26 protein-coding genes, 1 tRNA gene and 1 riboswitch are annotated in these 26,877 nt (G+C 46.0%); of the genes, 11 read left to right on the plus strand and 16 right to left on the minus strand.

Annotated features, from left to right (window positions below; genetic code table 11):
- Positions 1–13: 13 nt before the first annotated feature.
- On the plus strand, positions 14–718 hold the full coding sequence (locus JOE49_RS25615; protein ID WP_023990009.1) for a response regulator: 705 nt from the start codon (positions 14–16) through the stop codon (positions 716–718).
- Here JOE49_RS25615 and JOE49_RS25620 read toward each other — a convergent pair.
- The 4 genes from JOE49_RS25620 to JOE49_RS25635 are packed head-to-tail and all read right to left on the minus strand — an operon-like array spanning position 686 to position 5,158.
- Positions 686–1,597: a glycosyltransferase gene (locus JOE49_RS25620; protein WP_160789922.1), complete on the minus strand. Its 912-nt coding sequence runs from the start codon at positions 1,595–1,597 to the stop codon at positions 686–688. The two genes, JOE49_RS25615 and JOE49_RS25620, sit on opposite strands and share 33 nt — an antisense overlap.
- A complete protein-coding gene (locus tag JOE49_RS25625; protein WP_028541544.1) occupies positions 1,557–2,783 on the minus strand; it encodes a glycosyltransferase family 4 protein in 1,227 nt (408 codons plus the stop codon). The genes JOE49_RS25620 and JOE49_RS25625 overlap by 41 nt, the downstream gene beginning before the upstream one ends.
- Positions 2,767–4,032, minus strand: coding sequence for a polysaccharide biosynthesis protein (locus tag JOE49_RS25630; protein ID WP_076160808.1), 1,266 nt, complete (start codon positions 4,030–4,032; stop codon positions 2,767–2,769). The genes JOE49_RS25625 and JOE49_RS25630 overlap by 17 nt, the downstream gene beginning before the upstream one ends.
- A gap of 4 nt (positions 4,033–4,036) precedes the next feature.
- The gene (locus tag JOE49_RS25635; RefSeq protein WP_028541542.1) at positions 4,037–5,158 is read right to left on the minus strand and encodes a glycosyltransferase; all 1,122 of its coding nucleotides are present in this window, start codon (positions 5,156–5,158) and stop codon (positions 4,037–4,039) included.
- Between the two features lie 505 nt (positions 5,159–5,663).
- Between JOE49_RS25635 and JOE49_RS25640 the strand changes: the two genes are divergently transcribed.
- From JOE49_RS25640 to thiE, 5 genes are all read left to right on the plus strand, one after another.
- Positions 5,664–7,385 carry an NAD-dependent malic enzyme gene (locus tag JOE49_RS25640; RefSeq protein ID WP_160790250.1) on the plus strand — a complete coding sequence of 574 codons (1,722 nt, stop codon included), beginning with the start codon at positions 5,664–5,666 and terminating at the stop codon, positions 7,383–7,385.
- Between the two features lie 92 nt (positions 7,386–7,477).
- A riboswitch (TPP riboswitch) is annotated at positions 7,478–7,580 on the plus strand.
- 136 nt (positions 7,581–7,716) lie between these two features.
- Positions 7,717–8,406: a thiaminase II gene (gene tenA / locus JOE49_RS25645; RefSeq protein WP_053325989.1), complete on the plus strand. Its 690-nt coding sequence runs from the start codon at positions 7,717–7,719 to the stop codon at positions 8,404–8,406.
- A gap of 74 nt (positions 8,407–8,480) precedes the next feature.
- The gene (gene thiM / locus JOE49_RS25650) at positions 8,481–9,323 is read left to right on the plus strand and encodes a hydroxyethylthiazole kinase (protein ID WP_179086212.1); all 843 of its coding nucleotides are present in this window, start codon (positions 8,481–8,483) and stop codon (positions 9,321–9,323) included.
- Positions 9,320–10,150, plus strand: a complete 831-nt coding sequence (gene thiD, locus JOE49_RS25655; RefSeq protein WP_209943445.1) for a bifunctional hydroxymethylpyrimidine kinase/phosphomethylpyrimidine kinase — start codon at positions 9,320–9,322, stop codon at positions 10,148–10,150. The genes thiM and thiD overlap by 4 nt, the downstream gene beginning before the upstream one ends.
- Entirely contained in the window at positions 10,147–10,860 is a 714-nt protein-coding gene (thiE, locus tag JOE49_RS25660; RefSeq protein WP_160789828.1) for a thiamine phosphate synthase, read from the plus strand. Before thiD ends, thiE begins: the two co-directional genes overlap by 4 nt.
- On the opposite strand, the gene JOE49_RS25665 is transcribed toward thiE, so the two are convergent.
- From JOE49_RS25665 to JOE49_RS25675, 3 genes are all read right to left on the minus strand, one after another.
- On the minus strand, positions 10,805–10,972 hold the full coding sequence (locus tag JOE49_RS25665) for an aspartyl-phosphate phosphatase Spo0E family protein (RefSeq protein ID WP_071558335.1): 168 nt from the start codon (positions 10,970–10,972) through the stop codon (positions 10,805–10,807). The genes thiE and JOE49_RS25665 overlap by 56 nt on opposite strands.
- 392 nt (positions 10,973–11,364) lie before the next feature.
- A complete protein-coding gene (locus tag JOE49_RS25670; protein WP_209943447.1) occupies positions 11,365–12,783 on the minus strand; it encodes a helix-turn-helix domain-containing protein in 1,419 nt (472 codons plus the stop codon).
- A gap of 158 nt (positions 12,784–12,941) precedes the next feature.
- Complete coding sequence (locus tag JOE49_RS25675) at positions 12,942–13,916, minus strand: LacI family DNA-binding transcriptional regulator (protein ID WP_160789826.1); 975 nt, start codon at positions 13,914–13,916, stop codon at positions 12,942–12,944.
- A 186-nt stretch (positions 13,917–14,102) separates the two neighbouring features.
- Here JOE49_RS25675 and JOE49_RS25680 point away from each other — a divergent pair, with 186 nt between their 5' ends.
- Positions 14,103–15,446 carry a 6-phospho-beta-glucosidase gene (locus JOE49_RS25680; RefSeq protein ID WP_069080424.1) on the plus strand — a complete coding sequence of 448 codons (1,344 nt, stop codon included), beginning with the start codon at positions 14,103–14,105 and terminating at the stop codon, positions 15,444–15,446.
- 161 nt (positions 15,447–15,607) lie between these two features.
- Here the strand turns inward: JOE49_RS25680 and JOE49_RS25685 are convergent, their stop codons facing one another.
- The 3 genes from JOE49_RS25685 to JOE49_RS25695 all read right to left on the minus strand — a co-directional run bounded on the left by JOE49_RS25685 (position 15,608) and on the right by JOE49_RS25695 (position 17,982).
- Positions 15,608–16,510 carry a PhzF family isomerase gene (locus JOE49_RS25685; RefSeq protein WP_160789827.1) on the minus strand — a complete coding sequence of 301 codons (903 nt, stop codon included), beginning with the start codon at positions 16,508–16,510 and terminating at the stop codon, positions 15,608–15,610.
- A gap of 333 nt (positions 16,511–16,843) precedes the next feature.
- Complete coding sequence (locus tag JOE49_RS25690; protein WP_075154665.1) at positions 16,844–17,389, minus strand: IS4 family transposase; 546 nt, start codon at positions 17,387–17,389, stop codon at positions 16,844–16,846.
- A 519-nt stretch (positions 17,390–17,908) separates the two neighbouring features.
- Positions 17,909–17,982 (minus strand) — tRNA-Arg (locus JOE49_RS25695).
- Between the two features lie 174 nt (positions 17,983–18,156).
- Here JOE49_RS25695 and JOE49_RS25700 point away from each other — a divergent pair.
- Positions 18,157–18,450, plus strand: coding sequence for a magnetosome magnetite crystal formation protein family (locus JOE49_RS25700; RefSeq protein ID WP_016324668.1), 294 nt, complete (start codon positions 18,157–18,159; stop codon positions 18,448–18,450).
- Between the two features lie 319 nt (positions 18,451–18,769).
- Here JOE49_RS25700 and JOE49_RS25705 read toward each other — a convergent pair whose 3' ends face one another.
- Positions 18,770–19,129, minus strand: coding sequence for a hypothetical protein (locus JOE49_RS25705; protein WP_013311672.1), 360 nt, complete (start codon positions 19,127–19,129; stop codon positions 18,770–18,772).
- A 163-nt stretch (positions 19,130–19,292) separates the two neighbouring features.
- On the opposite strand from JOE49_RS25705, the gene asnB reads away from it, so the two are divergent.
- On the plus strand, positions 19,293–21,137 hold the full coding sequence (gene asnB / locus JOE49_RS25710) for an asparagine synthase (glutamine-hydrolyzing) (RefSeq protein ID WP_028541532.1): 1,845 nt from the start codon (positions 19,293–19,295) through the stop codon (positions 21,135–21,137).
- A gap of 170 nt (positions 21,138–21,307) precedes the next feature.
- On the opposite strand, the gene JOE49_RS25715 is transcribed toward asnB, so the two are convergent.
- From JOE49_RS25715 to JOE49_RS25725, 3 genes are all read right to left on the minus strand, one after another.
- Positions 21,308–21,940 (minus strand): XTP/dITP diphosphatase, encoded by a 633-nt coding sequence (locus JOE49_RS25715; RefSeq protein ID WP_013311674.1) that lies wholly within the window; start codon positions 21,938–21,940, stop codon positions 21,308–21,310.
- Positions 21,940–22,701: a ribonuclease PH gene (gene rph, locus JOE49_RS25720; protein ID WP_160788899.1), complete on the minus strand. Its 762-nt coding sequence runs from the start codon at positions 22,699–22,701 to the stop codon at positions 21,940–21,942. The genes JOE49_RS25715 and rph overlap by 1 nt, the downstream gene beginning before the upstream one ends.
- Positions 22,702–22,793: 92 nt before the next feature.
- Entirely contained in the window at positions 22,794–23,852 is a 1,059-nt protein-coding gene (locus tag JOE49_RS25725) for a GerMN domain-containing protein (protein ID WP_023990027.1), read from the minus strand.
- Positions 23,853–24,004: 152 nt separating this feature from the next.
- Here JOE49_RS25725 and JOE49_RS25730 point away from each other — a divergent pair, with 152 nt between their 5' ends.
- Complete coding sequence (locus JOE49_RS25730; protein WP_023990028.1) at positions 24,005–24,562, plus strand: phosphatidylglycerophosphatase A family protein; 558 nt, start codon at positions 24,005–24,007, stop codon at positions 24,560–24,562.
- Positions 24,563–24,619: 57 nt separating this feature from the next.
- On the plus strand, positions 24,620–25,072 hold the full coding sequence (locus JOE49_RS25735; protein WP_160788900.1) for a GNAT family N-acetyltransferase: 453 nt from the start codon (positions 24,620–24,622) through the stop codon (positions 25,070–25,072).
- Positions 25,073–25,199: 127 nt separating this feature from the next.
- On the opposite strand, the gene JOE49_RS25740 is transcribed toward JOE49_RS25735, so the two are convergent.
- A complete protein-coding gene (locus JOE49_RS25740) occupies positions 25,200–25,991 on the minus strand; it encodes an SDR family NAD(P)-dependent oxidoreductase (protein WP_023990030.1) in 792 nt (263 codons plus the stop codon).
- A gap of 105 nt (positions 25,992–26,096) precedes the next feature.
- Positions 26,097–26,735 (minus strand): TetR/AcrR family transcriptional regulator, encoded by a 639-nt coding sequence (locus JOE49_RS25745; RefSeq protein WP_023990031.1) that lies wholly within the window; start codon positions 26,733–26,735, stop codon positions 26,097–26,099.
- Positions 26,736–26,877: the final 142 nt, after the last annotated feature.

Here is a 26,877-nt window from a genome sequence, read left to right on the forward strand (position 1 = left end):
TTGCGCAGTTCTTATGACACCCCAAAACATTCTATTTGTTGACGACAGCCCTATGGTTCTGTCCCTGCTTGAACGGACCTTGACGCAAGAAGCATTCACCTTACATACCGCTCACACGCCCAAAGAAGCCTTACAAGTGCTGGAACAGCACCCGATTGATGTGGTAGTTTCCGATCTGCTCATGCCTGGTCTGGATGGGATTACCTTCCTTCGCATGATTAAGAAGGATTATCCACATATCGTACGAATTATTTTGTCTGGTCACCTGCATACGCAGTCCATTTTATCGGCGATTAACCAAGTCGGTGTGTTCCGTTTTTTGACGAAACCGCTGGAGCTGGATGATGATACGCTAAAAAAAATACTGTATGAGGCGCTTGATCAGGCCAAACTCAACCGAAACAGCCTACATGCAGACCAGAACGTAGCTTCCAACCTGTCAGTTTTTATAGACAGCATTTTGAATGCACCGTACCGACCCTATGTGCTGCTGAATGAACAAGATATCGTAACCGCTGTACACATTGCACTCGCTGAGCTGTATCCTGTCGGCTGCTCACTACGTCATCCTGACGGGGAAGGTATTCAGTTAACCACGCATTCATTATATATACCGTATGAGGAGTCGGAATCTTCCGATCCCGACTTATACACGCTGGATACACTGACCCTCGGCCATTCATCCTTACGCCTTATCCGCCTTAGCGAGATCGCCTGAGTGACGGGTGCCGCCCTTTAACACGGCGGCTACCCCAATCACAGTCAGGCATACATACATCCACAACATCCCCATCGTCAGCAAGGGGTGACGGATATAGTTTTTCAAATTCCCCCATGTATACAGCACCGGACGGAAGAAGTACCAACGTTCCAGCGCTTTTCGCAATCCGCCCTCTTCAGATGACATCGTACGATCCATCACCGAAAAGTAGTAGGCTTTTTTACGTAATACATCGTGCAGATACACCTGTTTTTCATCATGATATACCCGTGTAAATACCGCCCGGCGAATGACTCCACCAGACTCTATATAACGCAAGGTTGGCTGTATTTCTTCAAAAGCAATCTGCTCCGCATTAAACCCACCCGTCGATTCGTAAGCGCTCATTCGCCAGAAACGTGCGGCTTCAATGGAGCGTTTTCCCAAGGTTTCACCCGCATTGTTAATCACATTTCGCTCAAAAACCTTTACTTTGGAAAAAAAATTGTTTGCTTCCGAATACGCCTCCTCCGGAACGACCAAGGCGCCAATATCCTGATGATCGTCAAAAAAGTCAATGCTCTGCTGAATCAGATGTTCGGCTAAAATCATATCGGAATCCAATACAAATATGTATTCGGCACCCAAGCGTTTCGCTTCCTCAACCGCCCTGACCCTAGCGACTCCCCGCTCCCCATGGGGAAGCTCCAATACCGTTACGGGTACTGAACTCCCTACCGACAGCATACGAATCGTCTCAACGGTCCGGTCATTGGAGCCATCATCAGCAATTACAATATGCAGATCCTTGTAATTTTGCCCCATACAGCTTCGCAAACAAGGCTCTATCGTCCGTTCATTGTTGTACGTGGAGAAGAGAATGACCACTTTGTCCACTCTGTTCCGCCTCCTCTACCCAATCTTCCATCAACTGCTCAAACGCAGCAGCCGTATGATCAAAATGGAATCTTAACGCATATTGATACGCCCGCTCACGGATGGCCATGTAATCTTCGCCGCCCTTTGCTGCTCTTTCCATTTGTTCAGATAATCCTCGGATGTCGCCGTGAAAGCATAGATACCCGCTCTTCCCAAAATCCGTTGCATCCACCAGACCCGGTGAATTGCTGACAATGCTAGGGGTTCCAACGGCTGCCGCTTCGGTAATCGTCAAACCCCAGCCTTCACGTAAGGAAGGAAATACGAGCGCGTGGGCACGACTCATCAGCTCCAGCTTATGCTCTGCTGAAACAAATCCGTAAAAGGTAATATCGGCTTGCGATTGCCCCTGTTCATCCGGTTCTCCGTATGTCAAACCATACTGTTTCATAATCGGCACTAATTGTTCTGCCACATAGGTTTTATCGGTTTTTCCGGCAATCCATAACATAGCCTGAGGGAACTTTTCCTTGAGCTGCCCAAAGGCCTCAACGACCAGATCAATACCTTTATATTTGACGAAGCGCCCAGCATACATAAAGGTCGGATTAGGCTCCTTCGTTAAAAATTGTTCGCGCGGCCAATGATCAAACTCAATGCCTTCCGGTAAAAGATGGACACGATTCGGGTGAAAGCCCAGCTTAAGTAGATCATATCGAGTAGACGGAGATACCGTAAGCGTCCGATCCTTACGAGCCAGCTTAAGCATCAAGGGCTCCATATGAAACCCAATAACATTTAGTGGGAATTTGGCGTTCTCAAACCATATTTCCCTTGTTAGCTGATGTATGAAAAAAATCCGTTTGGATGCCTCCACCCAAAATCGGGTAAAGAATTGATGCGTATTCGCCTGGTTAATCACATAGTCGATCTTCCCTCGATGACGACGGTAATAGCGCATCGCATAATAAATAACACTGTATATGTTCCCTTTTCGAATATACGTAATACCGTCAATAATTTCATGCTCAGGCATCCCCTCAAATTGGGGTGAAAAATGAATGAACTGGAAACGTCCTTGCTGTGAGCGTTTAAGCATTTCATGGGTAAAAATTTCTGCCCCCCCGCTTTTAGGTGAACGAATGTCACGCCAGGAAAGCAATAGAACTACGGTTTTACCGTCCTGTTCATGTATGGTATTCATGGGGTAAATCCCCCTTTATCTTTATTTTGAACAAATGCACATAGGCGTCTATCACAAAGTAGAGAGCCATAGCCCCGTAAACTATGAACTCAGATAGCAAAAAATCTACCGGATCTGTGTGGGCAATATGAAAGGCTACTAATAAAGCCGCGGCTCCTGCCATCAGACTGAACATAAATTTTCGTCTGCCCACCAATACGTGCACATGCACAAAAAACAGCACGATGGAAAATAGCCAGTACACCCATCCTCCCCATGGAATATAGGCCTCGGCCGATTGGTAAGAGGCTCCGAATAATATGGGAATAGAGGATGGGAACACAAAGGTCGTGCCCACATATACACAGATCGCAGCTACAGCCATTAAACCGGCATAGACGGCAATCAACTTGCCCAAAGCTTGGCGGTCATGCCCCTGCGCACCGATCTTTGGAATAAAAGCAGCAATTAGGCTATACGAAACGTAATAGACCAACTGGCTGTACTTCAGCGCAATGGCATAGCTGCTGGCCTGCTCAGGAAAGTAATGCTGTACATACAACATGTCGATGGAGATACAAAACAAAATGAATAAATTCGTCATAAGGCTATCGGTGAAATCCTGACCCAATGATTTCCATAGCCCAGAAGGGATATGTTCTCCACTGTATGTGAATAAGGACAAGCCACGAGCCGAAACGATCCAGCCGTGGAGCAGCGACAGCAACATTCCTCCACAGCTTGCTAACAGTAGGGCTTCCAGCTTTAACCCCAGTGCAGCCAGAACAAAAAACAGGCTCAGCTTCCCTAATACCTCAATGTAATAGTTCACATTGAGCGCCAACATGCGTTCCCTGCCCTGTAAATCTCCGCGGCACGAACTCACAAGAATATGCAGTCCAATCAAGCCATACAGCATGAACAGCGGACCGGATTCGACACCTAATAGCGAACGCAGTAACGGATGAAAGATGAGTAAAATGACCATGGCAAGCACGGTTAGCACCAGAGGTGCTTTGAGTAATAAAGAACCGAGCGGTAAGCTTCGTAGCGCAAGCTTTTGGTCTCCCTTAGAGACCAGTTTGGCGGTTAATAGCTGGATGGATAAACCCAAAACGGATAAAAGTGCAAAAAGTGCCAGCAGCGCATTCGCCTGGCCATAAGCTTGTCCGGTAAGATACCAACTCGCTGCAATGTGGAAGAAAAAATTAAATCCGTTAAGCAGCACATTAAAGAGAGGGAACATCAACGATCGCAATCGGTTGTTCACGTTGTTATCTCACCCGCCGATCCAGTCGCCAAATATCAATGATGGAGCGTAAAAAACGAATAGAATCCTTCCAGACATGAATGTGCGATCCATCGCGGTCAATACATTTGACGGGTAATTGCAGCACACGAAGCTGGAGTCGCTTGGCAATAAACATCATTTCTAGATCCAGCGCCAGTCCGAGCTGTTCCTTTAAATGCGGAAACATCCGTTTCACTGCAACCGAACTCATCACTTTAAGCCCAGTCTGCGAATCTACCACACCTGTTGGTAAAAAAGGACGGGAAATGACCCGCTTACCAAAGCTGACAACAGATCGCAATAAAGATCGATTCTCGGCGGTCATATCCTTGGTTCCGATCACGACATCATAATAGCCCTGCTGAACAACATTAATCATTCTGGCAATATCCTCAATAAAAAAGGAGTCGTCCGCATCCACAAATACGTAGTAATCCGCACCTATGGTCCGCATCCCTTCCAGATACGTCCCTGCCTTACGTGTATTGCGTCCCAATTCCCTTGTTTGAAGCAACGGGCTAAGATTCTGATTAATCCTGTTTACGGACAAGTCCGTTGCTGCCTCCAGCGCTTTAATCAAGGCATTGGTACCATCGTGACTGCCATCATCAATGAGATAAATCGAACCTTCAATAATATGGCTGCGGATAAAGGCTTGCAGTCGTTCAGCAAAGGTTTTGACATGAACAAAACGTTGCTCTTCGTTATATACAGACAAGATAAATGCAATATGTTGGCTTTTGGTCGAATACTCGGGATAGAGCAAGCTTTGTATTTCCGAAAGCATTTCTTCGGTGTCATTGGCTTGCCAAAATAGCAGGCGCAAACGGCCTACTCCGGTGATTTGCACCATATGCTGATCACTGAACGGAATTGTTACATCCGTCACCAGTAACAATGGCATTTGCGGAAATTGGCTACGGATCTGATTGGCTTTCCGCACCGCCTGCCCCGGCTCCCTATAATCAATCAGGCAACAACATGCGTTCTCGTAGACTGAAGCTGCCTCCGTGTCCTCGCACTGTATATATTGGTAAAAACAAATCACATTGGGATAATCAATAGCCCTGTCGTTATCGCTAAAAATGGCTATAGGTCCCTGCACACAAACCTCTCCTTTTCCTCCGAATAGTTCTATTTTGTTGAAAAAGAATTAAGAATGTTTGCTTATAGGAGTTAAATTAATGTCCAAATACTTCATATTTCCTTAACAAAATAGCTGACACTCCATGATATATAAGGATATAAGAGAAGAAAAACTGATTTTCATATTTGATAAAAACAGAGTGTTTAGGCCTGATTCATTAGAACCAAAACCATCAGAATAAGTTAGCGCATCTATATCGAAAATTAGTTCTTTTAGATCAACAGAAGGAAAAATATATGGTTATTTTGTCATAGATAAATAGAAGAATAAAACAGATTCGCACGTCCATACTATGGACAACATGTCATCTTGAGGATTTTGCAAAAATCCGATAAGCGACTTTCAATGAACAAGATATAGATCGAAATGGTTTAGTTCGTCTATATCTTGCACTTCGGAGCGACTGAAATCGAATTTTGTGAAATCCTTACCATATGTAAATGAAGAGAAGGAAGGTCTTTCTATGGAAGCATTTTATGTCAATCGCGATGGGTCATTATCTACTCCATTACGGGGAAAGGATGTGTTGGCAAATCCTCTTTTGAACAAAGGTGTCGCTTTTACAGAAGAAGAACGCAAAGAGCTGGGTTTGGAAGGAATCCTTCCTCCAACCGTCCTTTCATTGGAGAAACAGAGCGTACGGGCATATCAGCAGTTTCTCGCACAACCCACCATGCTGCGTAAAAATGCTTCTCTCAACGACCTTCACAACCGAAATGTCGTACTCTACTACCGGCTGCTAACCGATCATTTGAGTGAAATGCTGCCCGTAGTCTACACGCCGACCGTAGGAACCGCGATTCAAGAATATAGTCACGAGTACAACCGCCCTGGAGGCGTATATTTGTCGATAGATAACCCGAACGGTATTGGACAAGCATTCCATAATTCTGGTTTGAGCGGCCATGATGTGGATCTGATTGTCGTGACAGATTCCGAAAGTATTTTGGGGATTGGTGACTGGGGCGTCGGGGGGATTAACATTGCTATTGGCAAGCTTGCAGTATATACGGCTGCGGCAGGCATTCATCCTGGGCGGGTGCTGCCAATTGTACTGGATGTAGGCACGAATAATGAAAAGCTGCTGAATGATCCACTGTACATCGGAAACCGCCATAAACGAGTTCGCGGAGAAGTCTATAACCAGTTTATTGATACTTTTATCAGCAAAACGTTAGCGCAATTCCCGAAGGCGCTTTTACATTGGGAAGATGTGGGTAGCGTTAATGCGCGCCATATTATAGAAAAATACGGTCAAAGCATACTCACCTTCAACGATGATATACAAGGTACAGGAGCAGTGACCCTGGCTGCGATTCTTTCGGCGGTGGGTGTCACCAAGACTCCGTTGCGTGAACAAAAAATACTTGTTTTCGGCCCAGGGGCTGCAGGGATCGGTAACGCTGATCAAATTCGGGGCGCTATGATCGAGGATGGCCTTTCCGTAGATGATTCATTCAAGTCCTTTTGGGCCTTTGATTATCGCGGGCTGTTAACGGAAGATATGGAAGACGTATTGGAGTATCAGAAACCGTATGTGCGCAAAAAGGATGAAGTCAGCTCATGGACCCGGTCGGGTGACGGCAAAATACCGCTACTGGAGGTCATCCGTCAGGTGAAGCCTACGATATTGATTGGAACTTCCGGTGTAGCAGGTGCCTTTTCTGAAGAGATCATCAAGGAGATGGCAAAGCATGTAGAACGCCCGATCATTATGCCCATGTCCAATCCTACAAACCTTGCAGAAGCAGTACCCGAGGATTTGATCCGGTGGACAGATGGCAGAGCACTGATCGCAACCGGAAGTCCTTTTGAGCCCGTTACCTATAACGATACAAATTTTGAGATTGGACAGGCGAACAATGCCTTTGTTTTTCCGGGACTGGGTCTGGGTGCGATTGTGGTTAAAGCCAAAAGGATTACCCCTGCGATGTTTACAGCGGCAGCAGTTGCTGTTGCCAATGGTGTAGATTCGAATACGCCTGGCGGTGCGCTACTCCCTCATATCCGAAAATTACGCGAAGTTTCGTACGCTGTTGCGATTGCGGTTGCAAAAGCCGCGATTCAGGATCAGGTAGCGCAGGCGCACATTTCAGATGTGGAACAAGCTATACAAGATGCAATGTGGAAACCGAAATATGCCAAGGTCAAAGCAGTGGAAAGTGTAATTCATCACCCTCACTAAGCCCAAAACACCTAACTAGAGGAAATTTAATATTTTGTACACTATGTTTGACATAGCATATGAACGAATGTACAGTAATAGTCAAAAGAATAGAAGTCCACTAGGGGAGCCACTATGGCTGAGACAAGAGCGTATCTTGGACCCTTTGAACCTGATCTAGTTCGTACTAGCGTAGGAAAGTGGAGCCTTCGTATATAAGGTTTCAAGCGTTTTTTGCGTATTGGGCCTATTGTTGAAGCCGCTCCATTTTTCCGGGGCGGCTTTTTAGCGTTGTTCCGGAATTATATTCTTACAGGACTTCTTGCTCTTCAATTTAATGGAGGTGGGGAAATTGAGTTTTACACAAGAACTCCGTCGGCAGGCGGACGGCATTTTTCAAGCGATTTTTGAGCATCCCTTTGTGAGAGGTATTGCTGAAGGAAGTTTGACAAGGGGACAGCTGATTCACTATGTAAAACAGGACTTTGAATATTTGAACGCCTACATGCGGATATACGGCATCGCAATCTCCAAATGCACGAATCGGGAGGACATGGCTGTATTTAATGAACAAATCTCTTTTATTCTCCACAGCGAGGTTCATCCGCATCAAAATTTCTGTGCTGTCGCAGGGGTGAGCTATGAAGAGTTGCAGGGATATCCGCTCGCTCCGTCGGCCCATCACTATATCCGTCACATGCTGACGGTTGCGCATGAGGGCAGCCTGGGCGAGATCTTGGCTGTGCTGCTGCCATGTATGTGGACGTATGCCGAGATTGGTCGCAGGCTGCTGGATGAAGTAAAGCCGGATGAGTCTCATCCGTTCTATGAATGGATGGGCTTCTATGGAGACCAGCTTGATGATACAACACTCAAGTTCCGAGAACGTGTAGATGCTTGGGCAGAAGGCGCAACGGCTGCTGAGCGAGAGCGGATGATTGAGCATTTTATACTGAGCTGCCAGCTGGAATATAAGTTCTGGGACATGGCTTATAACCAGGAAGAATGGCCGGTCCAGATGCAGGCAGCGGTCTTGGAATAGTCAGCCTGGCGATTCGATGCGTGAAGTACGGTTAATGCCCTGTTGAACCACCAACTATAGAGAGGATAATCATTATGAGTACATGGGAAAAAAGTTATTCGGATCTCCTGACGAAGGTACAAAACAGCAAACCTCTCGTTCACAATATGACCAATGTGGTAGTCACTAACTTTACGGCCAACGGCCTGTATGCATTGGGCGCCTCCCCGGTGATGGCCTATGCACCCGAGGAAGTAGCAGACATGGCAAAAATAGCGGGAGCCGTCGTGTTAAACATCGGTACGCTGAACCGCGAACTGGTGGATGCCATGATCATTGCTGGACAATCGGCGAATGCACACGGTGTTCCGGTCCTGCTAGATCCGGTCGGTGCGGGAGCAACGAGCTTTAGAACCGAATCGGCACTGCGAATCCTGAGAGAAGTCAAAATCTCATTGGTGCGGGGCAATGCAGCCGAAGTCGCGCATCTTGTTGGAGAAGCGCGTGAGATTAAAGGCGTAGATGCTGGTGACAGTGCTGACAGCGGAAATGTCGATCTGGCAATTCGGGCTGCTCAAACGCTCAATACAATGGTTGTCATTACTGGAAAAGAGGACGTCATCACCGATGGGGCCGAAGCACGAATGATAAGCGGTGGAGACGCGCTGCTCACGAAGGTAACCGGAGCAGGCTGCCTGCTGACCTCTGTGTTAGGTGCCTTTGCAGCTGTTGAACCCAGCCTGCTGCTCGCAGGTACAGCAGGCTTGGCATTTTACGGTGCAGCAGCTTCCCGAGCCGCAGCACGTACCGCAGAACTGGGGCCCGGCAGCTTCCAGATTGCCTTTCTCGACGAACTCGCCAAACTACATACAGGTTCGCTAGAGGGGCATGTCACTGTCCGTGAAGCCGGAACAACCACAGCAGGTGGTGCGCGATGACAGACGTTCGTGTACCCAGAGCACTGACGATTGCCGGTTCGGACAGTGGCGGCGGGGCCGGGATTCAAGCCGATCTCAAAACCTTTCAGGAGCTTGGCGTGTACGGCATGTCGGCTATTACGGCCGTTACTGTACAGAATACTTTAGGGGTCCACGGCGTATATCCGCTACCACAGGAAGCAACAGCGGAACAGATCGAAGTTGTAGGATTAGACCTTGGAGTGGATGCCCTGAAGACTGGCATGCTGTTTCATGCGGGCATCATCCGTCTTGTGAGCAAGCAGATTCGAAAGTTCGGCTGGAAAAAGGTCGTCGTCGATCCCGTGATGATTGCCAAGGGAGGCGCTGAACTGCTGCAACTGGAAGCGGTGCAGGCTTTGAAGGACGACCTGCTCCCCTTGGCCCTGGTCGTTACACCGAATATCCCGGAGGCGGAAGCCCTGACAGGGATCAGTATCCATACGATGGAGGATCGCCGCGAGGCTGCGAGACATATTAGCAGTATGGGATCAAAATTCGTTGTGATCAAGGGTGGCCACGCTGACGAGAGCGAGAGCAGCGAACAGATTGTGGACCTACTCTTTGACGGAACCGCCTTTACAGAGCTGAGCGGCAAGCGAGTACGGACTGTTCATACACACGGAACAGGATGCACCTTCTCAGCAGCGATTACCGCGGAATTAGGGAAAGGGATGTCTGTACCGGAGGCTATCTCGAATGGCAAAGCCTTCATCCAGGCAGCGATTGAGGAACCTTTGCAGCTTGGACAAGGACATGGACCCACCAATCATTGGGCCTTCCGCCGTCGTCAGGAGATGCTGCTATGAACGGCAGAATGTTGTCAGAGGTGGTGCGCCGCCAGCTACAGATGTACCTGGTGCTTGGAAGCGTGAATTGCCTCGCGGAACCAGGCTGGGTCGTGCAAGAGGCTCTGGCTGGCGGCGCAACCATGGTCCAGTTCCGGGAAAAGGGTCTTGGCGCATTAACGGGCGTTCCTATGTTCGAACTTGCGTGCCAGCTACAGGAACTGTGCCGTCACGCTGGTGTCCCCTTCATCATCAATGACGATGTGGAGCTAGCTCTTGAAATCGACGCCGACGGTGTTCACATCGGTCAAGACGATGAATCCGCCGAATCCGTCCGCGAGCGAATCGGAAATCGAATTTTAGGCGTCTCTGCCCATACCATTGAGGAAGCACGTCGAGCCATCCTGCAAGGTGCTGATTATCTCGGCGTCGGACCCATCTATCCCACCATCTCGAAAGATGATGCCCATGCCGTACAGGGACCGGCAATTTTATATGAGATGCGTAAAGCGGGAATTGATGTGCCGATTGTTGGGATCGGAGGTATTACAGTGGACCGTGTTGAGGAAGTCGCACGTGCAGGTGCAGATGGTGTGGCGGTGATTTCAGCCGTGACACAGTCAGAACAGGTTAGAGGTGCGGTCAAGGAATTAAAGGAAAATATGGTATCATTTCTCAATGATCCGATCTACATGTTTGATAATGATTCAACAGATCATCCAGCTTTTTAGATTGTTCTATTACTTTGGGATGTGTTAAAAATCCATACTTTTTCTGGACCTGGTACAGTTTCTTCCTAGCTCGTTCGACACAAAGTAAAGTCACACCTTGGTTCATCAGCATGATCCCTCCTATATGTCATATTTTATGACAAAAAGACGTTTTTTGGATTTTCGAATGATGCGCCTAACAAAAAAAGAACATCCCAAAAGTTTGCATAAACAAAGATGCCCCTAAATCCACGTTAAAAGAGCCTCCGTTTCCACTAATTAAGTGGAACAGAGGCCCTTTTCATAAAAAGATCCAATGAATACAGAGCATACATGCCAATTCTGACCTAGAGATTAACCTTATTTTGTTGGCTCTCTAATAGTCGCTGAACTCCCCAAACTTGAACTAGTCGGTGAGAATTGTCTTTGTTTCTAGTCGTTTAAGCACCTCCAATTTGTACGTGAGGCGTTATTCTTTGATTTTGGTTATGCGACTGAACAGGCATTGCTAAAATAAACAAGAAGCTAGCTGCGATGACCAGCAGAATCATTTTTTTCAACATTGTCTAACCACACCTTTTCTAATAGTTTGAAATACTCTTCCCTTGTTTCGGGAAGCGCATGTGCTTGGAAATGTGCAAAAAGTCCTGTACAGTTTATGAAATAAGTCTCATTATTTAGTATATGGGCTTTTACCAATGCATATATTAAGTGTTTAAAGCCATCATTGTACATTCCCCGTCTTAAATAGTAATAAGCCAGTTCGTAACCAAACCATGCAAAATAATCCGGCATCACTTGTTGGGTGTACATATCAGTAGATTGTGATAGCAGAGCAAAAGAATTAATCTCCACTTCAAAACGTGAAAGGACATCATTAATATCTATTGCATATCGGTTAGCAGCTATCATAACGTTCAGCAACTTGGATAGCTTTTCATTCTCGGTAGTGATTGATGTGGATGCAATATATTCAACATAATGAGGAAGCACATTCGTATCTCCAGATAGGAGTTTATTTACATAAGTATTACCTTCTGCCCAATGCTTGAACAAGTTGACCCAGTGTTGAGTTTTCTGGTCTGTCTCGATCACCCAATCTAAATCTGCGTAGGCATTTGTAAATTGTAATGCTTGCTGATAATCGCCTTGGGCTTCACAGACACTCGCACACAGTAAATCAGCATAGGTAATGTACACAAACATCGGGCGACTCAGCCTCTGTTCAGACTCCTCCCACTCTCGCTTTTTCTGTTGATGTTTCAAAGAATATTGGATCTCCGCTTTGGCTCTCATTTTTCGAGCAGTTGCATCGAGCTTGTCCCATTCACGCAGAGAACGATACACATTCGCCAAATCTTTTAACGCATCGAGTTGATCTATTTCATTCAGACGTTCGACAAAGGGTTCAAATCGTGTAGCCGCCTTGAGATTTCGGATCTGATTGTTACCCACCTGAATGGTAAACAGACGATACTGACAGATAGCCAAACGTTCAGAATGCTGGTACTTCTCGCCTTCCGCAATCCCTTCGTAGAGCAACAATGCAGCATTGTGCTGACCTTGTGCGAATAATTTTTCTGCTGCATCAAATAACTTTGGGGAATATAGAAGATTGTCCATAATATGTCCCACTACAAGCTGGATAGCATCCAACTTGTCCAGTTCCGCACAGCGAAACAACAACGGCTCAATTCGCCTCCAATCCGGGGAGCGCTCAATGATGTAGTTATCTATGTATAGTTCGTAAAAAAAACCCTCTGGTAGTCCCATAGCCCAAGTGATTCGATCTAGCTGATGTATCGCAACAGGACGATGCTTGGCAATCCAATTATTAAGTGTTCTTTGATGAACACCTGAATGTTCGGCAAATTGTGCCAGCGTCAAATTATTTTCCCCTAAATAATCCTCTAACTTCGCCAAAATCGTAGGTGTATGTCCCAAGTCATAACCACCCTTCATACAAAAAATCCAAATTTTATACTTTCACCTCAAATTATTCACCAATTATTAACATGTGTCAACATTTTTCTTCCATTATTCCTACTATATAAACTTGAATATGGTAATTAATAACCACTAACATGAAGTCCCTTTTGGAATTAGGTGGTCGCTCGTTCTACTAATTTGAATTCCAGATGATGTATCGTTTCATCCATCCCTTCAAGGGCATTGCAAATCATAATGAACGCATTCTCCGCTTGTTTGTCTATCGGGTAATGAATCGTTGTTAAATCAAGCAAATGCGATATTTCGGTGTTATCAAAGCCTACTACTGCAAAATCCCTTGGTACAGAAACACCGAGTCTCCGTGCTTCAGTCAAAAGACCTGCTGCCAAATAATCAGTAGAACAGGCAAAGGCATCCGGTCTATCTGTTTGTTCTCGTTCTGCCCACCAATGAGCTATTTGTTCACCAGCTTCTATTGAATTTAAATCATAAAAATGCGGGAAGGCCTCAGCATCCAAATCATATTTTTCGCAAAAGTCATGATAAGCTCGAATGCGTTCTTTTGTGTTCAACCCCCGCATGTTGCCGTACACATTCACAATTTTCCGATATCCTCGGGCGTACAAATGTTCCAACGCCATCGTATAGCCCTGATACTGATCCATAAATACAGACGGGATTGCCTCAATGTTTACACGCTGCCAGGTCACAATCGGACCATATTTTGTATAGTGCTCAATCACACTCCACTCATTAACACGAATCATACAGACCAAGGCGTCCAGTTGCTTTCTCCGCAACATTTCCAGCGCTTCAAGTTCTCGCCCCTTCTCCCCATTCGTAATAAACAGTGCTATATTAAAGCCATGCTCCTGGGCATACATTGTAAATCCACGCACAAATAAACCCAATGAATCATTAAAAGAAAGTGAAATAATCCCTATGAGCTTGGTCATGCCTTTTTTTAAAGATACCGCATTTAGATTAGGAACATAATCCAGTCGGTCTATGACCTCCTGCACACGCTGTCTTGTCGGTTCACTTACATACGGATGGTTGTTAATGACACGGGACACCGTAGCCGAGGATACGCCCGCCAGCTTTGCAATTTCATGAATATTCGCCATTTTTCTCACCTCGTTCTTTCTATTTTAGCATGTTCGTGTTTAGCATGTTCGTAGTGCCCGCCCTATAATTGTCACCTTCCCAAAATAAGTTTTTTAAAAGCGCTTGACCTGTAATGCATTACAGGGATTACAGTGAATTTGTGCTTAAGAAAGCGGTTAAAAAAACATACTTAGGAGGCACTAACCATGAAAAAAGGCATAAAGATTGCAACCATTGGCGGAGGTTCCAGTTATACACCAGAATTAGTAGAAGGCTTCATCAAACGTTATGCAGAGCTTCCCATTCGGGAATTGTGGCTGGTAGATATTGAGGCAGGACGTGAAAAACTGGAGATTGTAGGTGCCATGGCCAAACGGATGGTGAAGGCCGCAGGCATTGATTGTGAGGTACATTTGACACTGGATCGTCGGGAAGCGTTGAAGGACGCCGATTTTGTAACGACCCAATTTCGGGTAGGCTTGCTGGAAGCCCGGATTAAGGATGAAAGTATTCCGTTAAAACATGGCATGATCGGTCAGGAGACCAATGGTGCCGGCGGAATGTTCAAAGCGTTTCGCACCATACCCGTTATCCTCAATATCGTCGAAGATATGAAAGAACTGTGTCCGAATGCATGGTTGATTAATTTTACCAACCCTGCGGGTATGGTCACCGAAGCTGTGCTTCGTTATGGTCAGTGGGATAAAGTCATCGGATTATGTAATGTTCCAATCGGCGCGATCAAGAGTGCATCAGCTGTGCTGGACAAACCGGAAGAAGAGCTGTTCTTTAAATTTGCAGGGATTAACCACCTTCATTGGCACAAAGTTTATGACAAAACAGGGGCCGAATTAACAGAGCAAGTCATTGAAGGACTGTACGCTCCTGGCGCAAAACCGGAGAAGGTCGTTGAAAATATTAGAAACATGCGCTTCCTGTATGATCAAGTTCGTCAATTGAAAATGTTGCCTTGTCCTTACCATCGGTATTACTATATGACGGATAACATGCTCAAGGAAGAATTAGAGGAAGCCAAAAACGAAGGAACTCGGGGCCAAGTCGTCAAACGTCTGGAAGATAGTCTGTTTGAATTGTATAAAGATCCGAATCTGGATTACAAACCAGAGGAACTATCCAAACGCGGCGGTGCGCATTACAGCGATGCAGCCTGTGAGATCATTAATTCCATTTATAACAACAAAGGCACATTGATGGTGGTTAGTACACGTAACAATGGTGCGATTGATGATGTTCCTTATGATAGCGCCATCGAAGTGACCAGTGTCATTCGCGCCCATGGCGCCGAACCTGTCAACTTTGGCAAATTCCCACCTGCACAGCGGGGCTTGCTGCAAGTGATGAAGGCAATGGAAGAGCTGACGATTGAAGCGGCGGTCACCGGTGACTATGCAACAGCACTGCAAGCCTTCACCCTGAATCCGCTCGTACCAAGCGGGGACATTGCTCAAACCGTACTGGATGAATTGCTAGAAGCACACAAAGAGCATCTACCTCAATTCTTTGCTCATAAGGAGAAGGCGACGGTATAAAGCTAGCAGCAATCATCCTGCTGGAACACAAAAAAGCTTCCTACATGTAGGAAGCTTTTTGCTATACGTCCCAGGAGTACTTGCTGGGACATTGGTGTTATTGGTTTGTACTTGGCTTGACAATCCGTCATTAAGCTTATTGATAATTTTGTTAGACTTTTTTAAAGTACCATCTCCGTTGAAAAAGCAATAACCGCTTTCCCCGTAATTTGAACTAATACGGGTTTTCCCTGTTCCTTTTTCACATGAACATGCATTGTTCCCTCTCTTTTGATTGCCTCACCTTGTAAAATATCAAAATCAAAAGACTGCTCATTCTCATTTTGCAAAATGTTATAGTGTACCAAATAGGCTCCAAGCGGTCCGTTTGCATTTCCTGTCACCGGGTCTTCAGCTATTCCAATTGCAGGAGCAAACATTCTTCCGTGAACCAATATATCCTCTTGTGGATTTAATGTAAAAACATAATATCCATTACATCCAATATGCTTGCTAATTTCTGTAAGCTTCTGCAAATCAGGTTTCAAACTATGTAGTATTTCATTGGAGTAAATCGGAACCATTACCTTAGAATGACCTGTTGAAGATATTGCAACTGGATATTCCATGCAAATATCTTTACAAGAAATACTTAACGCATTTGCAATCTGACTTCTTATTTCATCATTTAAAGGCTCTGATACAGAAGGTTCTCCCTGTGTCATTACAATAGAATAGTCATCTTCATACTTTATAACATCAACAGGCAATATACCTGCTTTTGTCTTTTGAATAATTCTTCCAGTTTCAGCTTTTCTCTCAATTGAATAAATATAATGCGCTGCTACTGTTGCATGACCACAAATTGGAACCTCTGTTGTTGGAGTAAAAAATCTTACTTCAACATCATAATTTGAAGAATCTGTTTCAAAAATAAATGCAGTTTCCGAATTATTTAATTCTCTTGCAATTCTCTGCATCTGCTCATCTGTAAGTCCATTTGCATTTGGAACAACCCCAGCAGGGTTACCATGAAATCTATTTTTTGTAAATGAGTCTACTTGATATATTCTATATTTTTTCATAATTTCGCCTCTATAAATACTAGTTTGTCTGTCTGTTAAATCTGATATTAACATACTTTTTAGGCAGTTTCACTTAAATTAAAAGATATAATATGGCCCTTTAATAAAAACGAACTGATCCTTATTATAGAATCGCGCTCTTTTATGGAAGATTGTGATTAAACTAAAGCCGCAGTTAGCTGAAATGGTCTTCTCAATCCTTATCTAAAAGTGGAATAAATCTTTTATGATTATAGATACTTTTAGATTCTGCCACGCCTGTTGAATAACCAAAATAAGTAACTCAATTCATGAAACAAGAGGTGCACTGAAGAAGAACGCGCTGAATCTGAATCAGCCATTCAACAGGTAGTTTTGAAGAAGAAATAGACGAGAAAATCGCGCAAAGGAAAGAACGGCATGTTGGGGCCATGAAGTCTGAGCAGCAACAAATAGCCAATTGAGCAGGACATAGACGATTAGAGCACAGAATAATTGCCCATAGACCGCATTTTCAGTCGTACCAAACAGCGTTGGAATATTCAAATGTTGCTTGATCCAACGAAAGAAGACTTCAATCTGCCATCGAGCCTTATAGATCTGTGCGATTTGTTCTGCGGTCACCTGCATTAAATCGGTAACCACCCGAATTTCCCGACCTTCAAAATCCCGAAACATCACCACACGATGACGTTGTCTGGAACGACACTGAGGGGTTCCCAACTGGCAAGTGATATCCCGAATGACGGATGAATCTGGCTTCGTAAGGCGACGTAGCGCATGAGGCTTTTCCAAATGGACGTTGTCGCGAAGCCGAATGACAAACGATTGTCCATGGGTTTTGAAGTGATCCAGACGCTCCAGTTCCCCATAAGCACGGTCCATCACCTTTGTCTTCATAACCTATTAACTTCACAACCCCTTGAACTTCACAACCCCTTGAACTTCTTCAGGAGTCAGCATGGATTGAAGGATAGATGTAATCGTGATAGAATTTTTCATGAGATCGTCTTCTTTCGGATTCGTTTGGATGGTACCAACGATTCTATAGAAAAGACGATCTTTTTTCTACCATTTTGTGGTTATTCAACAGGCGTGCTACTATATAAAGGTATTAGTTTACTGTATGTTTCGGAGCGGCTTGGTCACGCCTCATTAGATATCACTACCTCTACATATGCCCACCTTATGAAAGAGCTACGTGAACAGGATTCAAAACAAACAACAGACATTTTTGAACGTTTATATAGCGTGTAAAAATCGTGTGTATAATTTGAGTAAACAGGTGTATTAATCACACCTTTTTCTAACGTTTTCTATCGTAACCCCAATAAAAGAAAAAACGCCCCAAACCCTTATATATCAAGGATTTGAAGCATTTTAAATTTCGTTCAAACTTTACATATCTGAACGCTTCGACGTCCCAGGAGGGATTCGAACCCCCGACCGACGGCTTAGAAGGCCGTTGCTCTATCCAGCTGAGCTACTGGGACAAGATAGTGATCAATAAAACCTTATGTATTCAGCGCATTGATTATTATATCACATTTCGGGCAACTGTCAAAAGCATTTTTTTATGATATAGGGAAGCTGGCTGCAAAAGGAATCATTTGGACGCTAACGGGGTATTATGTACAAAGAACCATGCATAAAGGAGGGGTTAATCCGTGAGAGGTCTTTTGTCGTCACTTTGTTATTTCAGCATTTTCTTCGCACCTTTTCTAGTGCCTGTCATTGTGTGGATTGCAGTACGGGACGAATATGTTCAGGGACATGCAAAAAAGGCTATTTTATCGCATATTTTCCCCATTATTGCGGCAATTCCGCTAGTGTATTTTATTATTACGGCGAATCATGCAGGTTCAGTGATCGGGTTTGTACTGCTATTTGTAGTGGTCTATCTCGGGGTTTTTGTTTATAACATCTACAAAGGGATTATGACGCTGCGTGAAGCGGCTTAGTTCAAAAAGAAGCCTCCTGCATACCGCAAATTTGGCGGGATACGGAGGCTTCTTTAGGGTCATTTTTGATGAGTTGCTGTTGCTATTTAGTTCAATGGCTGCTTATTTATTCCCAAAGCGTTTAGGACTTTTCCGTACTTCATGTCTTACGTTTTTCTCCAGCACTTCTTCCGCGAACTCATTGTTATGAATATAACTGCTGCCTTTGTTTTTCTTATACTTCGCTTTGCCGTCTATGATTTCCCCCTCCTTTCACGCTGATCTGGCGATGGCGCCGGAGCCCAAATCAACAAAAACCGAGGCATAGCACACCATATCCTCATGCCCCGAACTCCTTGGCGAACTCTGTGCTGAGCTGCCCATAGGAGAGCAATTCTTTTTTAAACTTCTCTCGCTCCTCACCAGCAGTAATGTGTGTAGAGTCGGTAAAAGCCTTGTCTGTCACTTCCTCAAATGCCGAATGCAGATTATTGTCGTACCAATCCAGCTCCAGATCGGCGTCATTGCGGATGATCCGTACCATGTCATAGTCATGCTGACCATCCGTCTGATCCTTGGCCGTGATATAGACCAGCAATTCCGGGTCATCTGCGGCACCGGGCCGCACCTCTACCTCAGCGCAGCGCACTCCGTCAAGTTCAGTGAAGCGGCGTATTTTGGCATCCTTGATGTAGTACATGGTCTCCCTCCTTCCTTGCGAGTAGACGGGTTTCCCCATCTGTAGTTTTCGGAACGGACAGACATTTTATGCTTCTTTTCGGCATATATACTGATGAACTGGGGATTTAGTTTTTGATTCATTCCAACACTGGATGAACACGACAAAGAGAGGATGAACAGACATGTGCGGAATTACAGGTTTCATACAGTGGAACGGAGACTTAATGCATCAATCTGAGCTGCTGCTGAATATGACACAAACGCTCTCCGATCGCGGACCGGATGCTGCGGGTACCTGGATATCCAACCCGTGTGCCTTCGGACACCGAAGACTGAGCGTAATGGACCCGGAAAATGGCGCTCAGCCCATGATCCGGCAGCTGGAGGATATCACTTATACGATTGTATATAACGGGGAAATATATAACGCGCCTGAGCTGAAAAAAGAGCTGCAACAGCGCGGGCATTTTTTCCGTACACAATGCGACACGGAGGTGCTGCTCGAATCCTATATCGAATGGGGCCCTGAATGTGTGGATCGGTTAAACGGCATTTTTGCGTTTGCGGTCTGGGATAGCGAGCGGGAGCAGGTATTTCTGGCACGGGATCGGCTGGGAGTGAAGCCGTTATTTTATAGCCAGACCGAAGAAGTATTCGTATTTGGCTCAGAACCCAAAGCACTGCTTCAGCATCCAGCAGTAGAAGCAGCAGTGGACGCCGAGGGATTGGCCGAAATTTTTATCATTGGGCCTGCACGTACCCCCGGACACGGCGTCTATTCGTCCATGAAGGAGCTACGTCCCGGGCATACGCTAACCTACACCCGCGACGGCGTGCGCATTCAAGCCTACTGGAAGTTGGAAAGCATTGCGCATGAGGATAACACCGAAGAAACGGCGCTCAAGGTACGAGAACTGTTGCTGGATACGGTGGAGCGGCAGCTCATTTCGGATGTTCCAGTGTGCACCTTATTGTCTGGCGGGCTGGATTCAAGCGCTCTATCCGCATTAGCTGTCGATTATTACAACCGTACCGGGCAAGGACAAGTTCATACGTATTCGGTGGATTATGTGGATAACGACAAGCATTTTAAAGCCCATGCGTTTCAACCCGGAGCCGATGCCCCCTGGATTCAGCGGATGGTGGATGAATTAGGGACAAATCATCACTGGATTGAATTCGATACACCAGAAGTCGTAGCAGCTCTGAACAACTCCACACTAACGCGGGATTTACCCGGCATGGCGGACGTGGATTCGTCGCTGTATCTCTTTTGCCGGGAGATTAAAAAAGGAGCCACGGTCGCTATTTCCGGCGAGGCTGCGGATGAAGTTTTTGGCGGATATCCTTGGTTCCACCGGGAAGATATGCTGAATTCGGGTACATTCCCGTGGGCAGTTGCACCCGATATGAGAGCCAGTCTGTTGTCTCCCGAGGTACGGGACTGGATCAAGCCGCTGGAGTATTTGAACGATCGCTACTCAGACGCGGTAGGAGAAGTGCCGAAGCTACCGGGGGAAACAGGAAAAGCTGCGCAAATGCGCGTCATGTCCTATTTGAACATCACCCGCTTTATGCCTACTCTACTGGATCGCAAGGATCGGATGAGTATGGGAGCTGGACTCGAAGTGCGGGTGCCGTATTGCGATCATCGATTGGTACAATATGTATGGAACATTCCGTGGAGTATCAAGATGACAGGCGGACGTGAAAAAGGTATTTTGCGCAAGGCGCTGGAGGGCGTATTGCCGGATGATGTGCTGTATCGCAAAAAAAGCCCATATCCCAAAACGCATAACCCTTCCTATCTTGAGGCTGTGAAAAAGCAGGCGTTGCAGCTGCTGGATGATTCCTCTTCCCCACTGCTCAAGCTGATCGATGCGCAAAAGGTACGCGATATTGCCGCCTCACCGGAGGCATCCACCAATCTGCCTTGGTTTGGTCAGCTGATGTCGGGTCCCCAGTTGTTTGCCTACTTGGCTCAAGTGGATAACTGGTTGCGCACTTACAAGGTAGCTATTCGATAAGCTACACTGAATGCTGGAGCAATAGAGCTTCTAAGCGGCAGCGGCAATTTTTCGCTGTGTACTATATGGGGAACAGAAAGTACCAAAAAGGCTATCCGCAGCTCATGACTGACGGATAGCCTTTTTTTTCGTTATGTGAATGGGGGGATGATTTCTCCCCTGTTACCAAGCTATGCCTGTGGATTACCCAGCTTTGTTGCCAAATCACGCAGAGCTATCCCTCGGTGACTGATAGCCTGCTTTTGTTCCAACGTCAGCTCGGCCATTGTCTTTTCAAACTCTGGCAAATAAAACAGTGGATCATACCCAAACCCGCCGCTGCCGGCGGTTTCAGTAGTAATCCAGCCTTCCACGGAGCCTGTCGATTCCAACGTCTCGCCAGTCTGCGGATTATATAGAATCAAGGTACAGACGAATTGAGCCGGGCTTAGCAAAGGCTGTCCCGTATCATCACCCAGCTGCTTCGATTCCAGAACGTCGAGCAGCTTAATATTGTTTTCGTGATCGCTGGCACCTTCTCCAGCATAACGGGCAGAGTATACCCCCGGCGCACCGTCCAGCAAGTCCACGCAGAGGCCGGAATCATCGGCCAGCACGGGCAATCCGAGCACATCTCCAACCGCTTTAGCTTTTTTCAGTGCATTTTCGGCAAAGGTTTTGCCATCTTCAACGACATCAGGAATGTCGGGATAATCGTACATGCTTCTGACTTCCTTGCCAAACGGCGCAAAAGCATGGGCAAATTCCCGCACCTTTCCTTTATTTTTCGTAGCGACAATGACGACCGGGCCATCCAGCCGCATTATGCGCCAGCTCCTGTACGTCCAGCACCGATCTTATCAGCAATCGGTCCAAGCACTTCTTTTTGGCGCTCAATCATTTGCAGAATCCCTTGTTCGCCCAAGCTAAGCAGTTGATCCAATTCGTTACGATCAAATGGGCTTTCTTCACCTGTACCTTGCAGCTCAACATATTTTCCGCTGCCAGTCATGACAAGATTCATGTCCACTTTGGCCTTGGAATCCTCTTCATAGTTCAGATCCAGCAATGCTTTTTCACCAACAACCCCTACGCTGACGGAAGCCAGGAAATCGGTAATTGGAAAAACAGGCAGCTTGTGCTGGGTGGCAATTTTATTGACCGCAATCACCAACGCTACGAAAGAACCGGTAATTGAGGTTGTGCGTGTTCCGCCGTCCGCCTGAATGACGTCACAATCCAACGTAATCGTCCGTTCACCAAGCGCCTGCAAATTGACCACTGAACGCAGCGCTCTTCCAATCAGACGCTGAATTTCCATGGTACGGCCTGTCAGCTTGCCACGCGCTGCTTCACGCTGATTACGGCTATGAGTCGCACGCGGAAGCATGGAATACTCTGCGGTTACCCAGCCTTTTCCTTGTCCCTTCATAAAGGGTGGTACGCGTTCTTCTACAGTAGCCGTGCAAATGACTTTCGTCTCGCCAACCTCTATAAAAACAGAGCCCTCCGCGTATTTATTTACTCCTGCTGTCAATTTCATCGGGCGCAGCTCATCACCGTTTCGTCCGTTAGATCTACTCATGCTTTTTCCTCCTACGTCGTATGCAACCTGTTCTTATATGTTTATTTTACCAAAGTGTGCAGGCAAAAGCACCCCAAGGACGATTCCCGCCCTTAAAGAGGGATTTCGTTAATATGTTGCGGCTTGGCTACAGGCTCTCCATAATTTTGATTATTTTGTCCAATCACGCTTTTTTCACCATTTAGTTCAATCCGAATTTTTGTTTTGACCGCATCATCTGAATTGTCTGCCGCTGTCAGCACAACCGATTCCAAAAATTCAGCAGGCACGGCTTCTCCCTTAGCAAACATATCATCCGAAAGAGATACCGTAATTACGTTGTCTTTGGAGCGTTCTACCGATTTCAGCGCCGTCTCCCCTGTCATCACTTCTTGTAGCCCATCCTTGGTCTGCGGCCCTTGAATCAATTGATGCAGCGCTGACTGGACACGATCTTTCTCAGGGCTAACCAACCGTGTTACAGGTACATAGTATTGAACTCCAGCAGGAGAAGAAGAAGAGAAATACACGGTGACTGGACTGGAATCCAGGGGTGTCACGCCATGACCAATTTCCAAATTAATACCTACTGCACGCGTCAATGGATGATCCAGCGGTGTGCCGCCAACAGGCATTTCGTTCAGTTTCTTGCCATCCACCCAGATCTGTACACTCTCAATATCGGGACGGTCGGTCAGGGTCCAGGTCAAACTCTCCATTAATTTTCGTTCTTCCTGTGGCTTATAGTTCGCGAAAGATTTATTGAACTCGACAACAGCCAGCTTGTTGTTCTTGTCCACCGTCACACTTTTCACTTCTGTACCCTGGGGTATTACACCTTTAAATCCCTCTGGTAATAATCCAGCATACGGCCCGCCCTCAACTAATGTTTCCAGCGCTGACTTGGCATCTGCCTGCACATCACCTGTAGCAATCGGTAAAGATACCGGGGCCAGCAAACCGTTATGATCTTGCAAAAAAACAGCCCTCAGTTGCCCCGTACTGGCGGGTGCTTTTCCCGTTACAGCCTTAATCATCGACTGCTCTGTCGTGGACGGCGGGGGGTCAATGGATGCCGATTCGTTGCCGAAAAGGCTGCAGCCCGACAACAACAGGGGTAGGGATAGCAGTCCAGCTACAGAGGTCATACGCCATGGGTGTTTTATATTCATAAGTGAAGTTCCTCCCTAACAATTTTGTACAGATTGTACTAATATGTATACGAGCCTCGCGTAAAAAATAACTACTTTTTCAGCAGACTGGACACACTGGTCATAATTGCAGTAGAAATCAGGATCTATACGAGGAGGGGAACTTCAACTTTATGGACAAGAAAAAAGCACCTTACAGCCTGAATAGTAAAAAGGTAGCCGATGCCACCCGCGAGTTGCTGCACAAGCGTGGTGTGAACCTGACTGAAATTGCAGAACTGGTCATGCTTTTACAAAAAAAATATTACCCGACCCTAACGATGGAAGAATGTATGGAGAATGTGGACAAGGTACTGATGAAGCGCGAGGTTCAAAATGCCGTGCTCACGGGCATCCAACTGGATATCCTTGCTGAACAAGGCGCTCTTCTTCCCCCATTGCAGGACATGATTGAGAATGATGAGGGATTATACGGTGTGGATGAGATTCTGGCCTTCTCCATCGTAAATGTGTACGGTAGCATTGGATTTACCAATTACGGTTATGTTGATAAACTCAAACCCGGTGTGCTGGAACGCCTGAATGATAAAAGCCTCGGGCCGATCCATACGTTCCTGGACGACATCGTGGGCGCTATCGCAGCTTCGGCCAGCAGCCGTATCGCCCATCGCAAACAGGCAGAGCGCGAGCAGGAGCTTGGGGAAGAAAGTGCACCGAATACAACACGTTAAATAACAAACAACGCTTGGAATACAACAGATATATACAGGGTTAGAGGAGAACTAGACATGGCAAACGTAACTGAAGGATATACATTCCGTACGATGCAGGCTGACGACTATGATCAGGCCATTGACCTTTGGAATGGCTTAGACGGATTGGGATTAAGCGAGGCCGACTCACCGGAGCGGATTGCACGCTTTTTACAACAGAACGAAGGACTTAGCTTTGTCTGTGAGCATGATGGAAGCATCATAGGCACGATTTTGGCGGGTCACGATAGTCGCAGGGGGTTTCTGTATCATCTGGGTGTAGCCACAGCACATCGTGGTCAAGGGATCGCGCCCAGACTGGTGGATAAAGCGTTATCTGCTTTGCTGAGAGAAGGCATTGATAAATGTCATCTGTTTGTGATGGAGCATAACGCAGGGGGTCAACGCTTCTGGTCAGCTAACGGCTGGGAGAAACGGGATGGAATTTTACTATATTCCCGAGAACTAGAACTAGGATCTAACGCTTGATCTATACAAATAGGAACACCGGGTCTGATTCAAGTCGAGCTATAAACGATCAGACCCGGTGCATAAAACTCACAGCTTATTCATTGGTATTCTAACATTTCAAGCTCAGATTACCTTTATTCATAAATTACAATCCATTTTGTGGACGCAGTGCACGTTCTACAATTCCCAGCGTGGATTGACGAGAGAAGAACCGGGACACCTGAGCTACCCAATAGTTTTGGCGACCGGAAATGATGTGACTACGCCCCTTTTCAAATGCTCTCAACGCGTTCTTCACAACGGTTTGGGGAGTTTCCCTAATTCCAATTGACGCTTCACTTGCGCCAACAATATCAAAAAACGGCGTTTCCGTTGAGCCTGGACAAAGGGCCAGAACTCTAAGCCCCCGTTTCCGATTTTCGGCCCATAGCGCTTCAGTAAAAGAAAGCACAAATGCTTTGGTTGCTCCATACACCGCCATATAAGGATCGGGCTGAAATGCAGCTGTGGAAGAAACATTGATTAATCCACCATCCCGCTTACGCAATAAATCAGGCATAAATGCATGTGTGATGTCGACTAAAGCAGCCACATTGAGCATCACTTCCTCATGCTGTCGTTCTCCTGAAACCTGCTCAAAGTATCCATAGGTGGCAAAACCCGCGTTGTTAATCAAGAGATCTACCTTTAGCTGTTGCTTTTGAACCTCCTGATGCAATGCTTGGGGTGCTCCTGGTGTGGAAAGATCCAACGCAATCACCGTTGCTTTTACGTTATATTTAGCTGAGAGTTCTTTAGCCAGTGTCTTTAATTTGGTTTCATTGCGTGCTACCAAAATGAGATTACATTTCTTAGCTGCGAGCGAATAGGCAAAGGCCTCGCCAATACCGGATGAAGCCCCTGTGATCAGAGCTATTTTATTTGCGTACATAAACATGATGACAACCTCCAAAGTATCGTTGTTTTATTTTAGAAACATTGTTACCACTACTCTATAATGAACTGAAGTCATCTACTATGACGACCTCAGTACACTTCATATTTACGATGGAGATGAGGATGTTTTAAATGCTACGAGCGCATTCTTCAGTGTAAATGCATACACTCCTTGAGCCATATCTACATCTGAAAAATGACCTGCAAACTGAAGATGTATGACTCCATGTAAAGCAGACCAAAACATCCGGACAACCAGCAGCGGATCATGTTCTTTCAATGCTCCCTGCTCCATAGCGTGTATGACGGTTTGCAGGATTTGAGACAGGGCCGTTGTGGTACCCTCCAAGCTCTGTTCATCCGGCTTGAAATCAGATAATGCCCCGCCAAACATCATTTTGTAATAGGCTGAATGAAGCTGCGCAAATTCCCAGTACGCCCAGCATAGAGCTTCAAGATCAGCGAGTACGCTTTCGGTAACGGGTACTTGCTGAAAGGATTCAGCCAATAGCCGACATCCATCCAGGTACATCTCATTGGCAAGACCATCCTTACTGCCAAAAATACTGTAAATAATCTTGGTGGAACAGCTTAATTTCTGCGCAACTCGCCGCACGGTCACGGCCTCTGGCCCTTCTTCCGCAAGAAGGATACATGCGGCATCAATGACATTTTTACGTAGCAATTGCTGTTGCTGTAGCTTCACTTCCGAATAGGTTTTATAGGGATGCGATGGCTCGGTCATGATTGAATGCACTTCCTTTTGCTTATTAAAAACTGTTGCTTGATGCTACTATAATAAATTTAAGATCTACACAAGATCTCAGGAAACATTGTTTCTGTTAAGAACCATAGTATTCTAAGCCTGAGTGTTTGTCAAATAAAAA

The sequence above is a fragment of the Paenibacillus sp. PvR133 genome (assembly GCF_017833155.1).
Taxonomy (GTDB): domain Bacteria; phylum Bacillota; class Bacilli; order Paenibacillales; family Paenibacillaceae; genus Paenibacillus; species Paenibacillus polymyxa_B.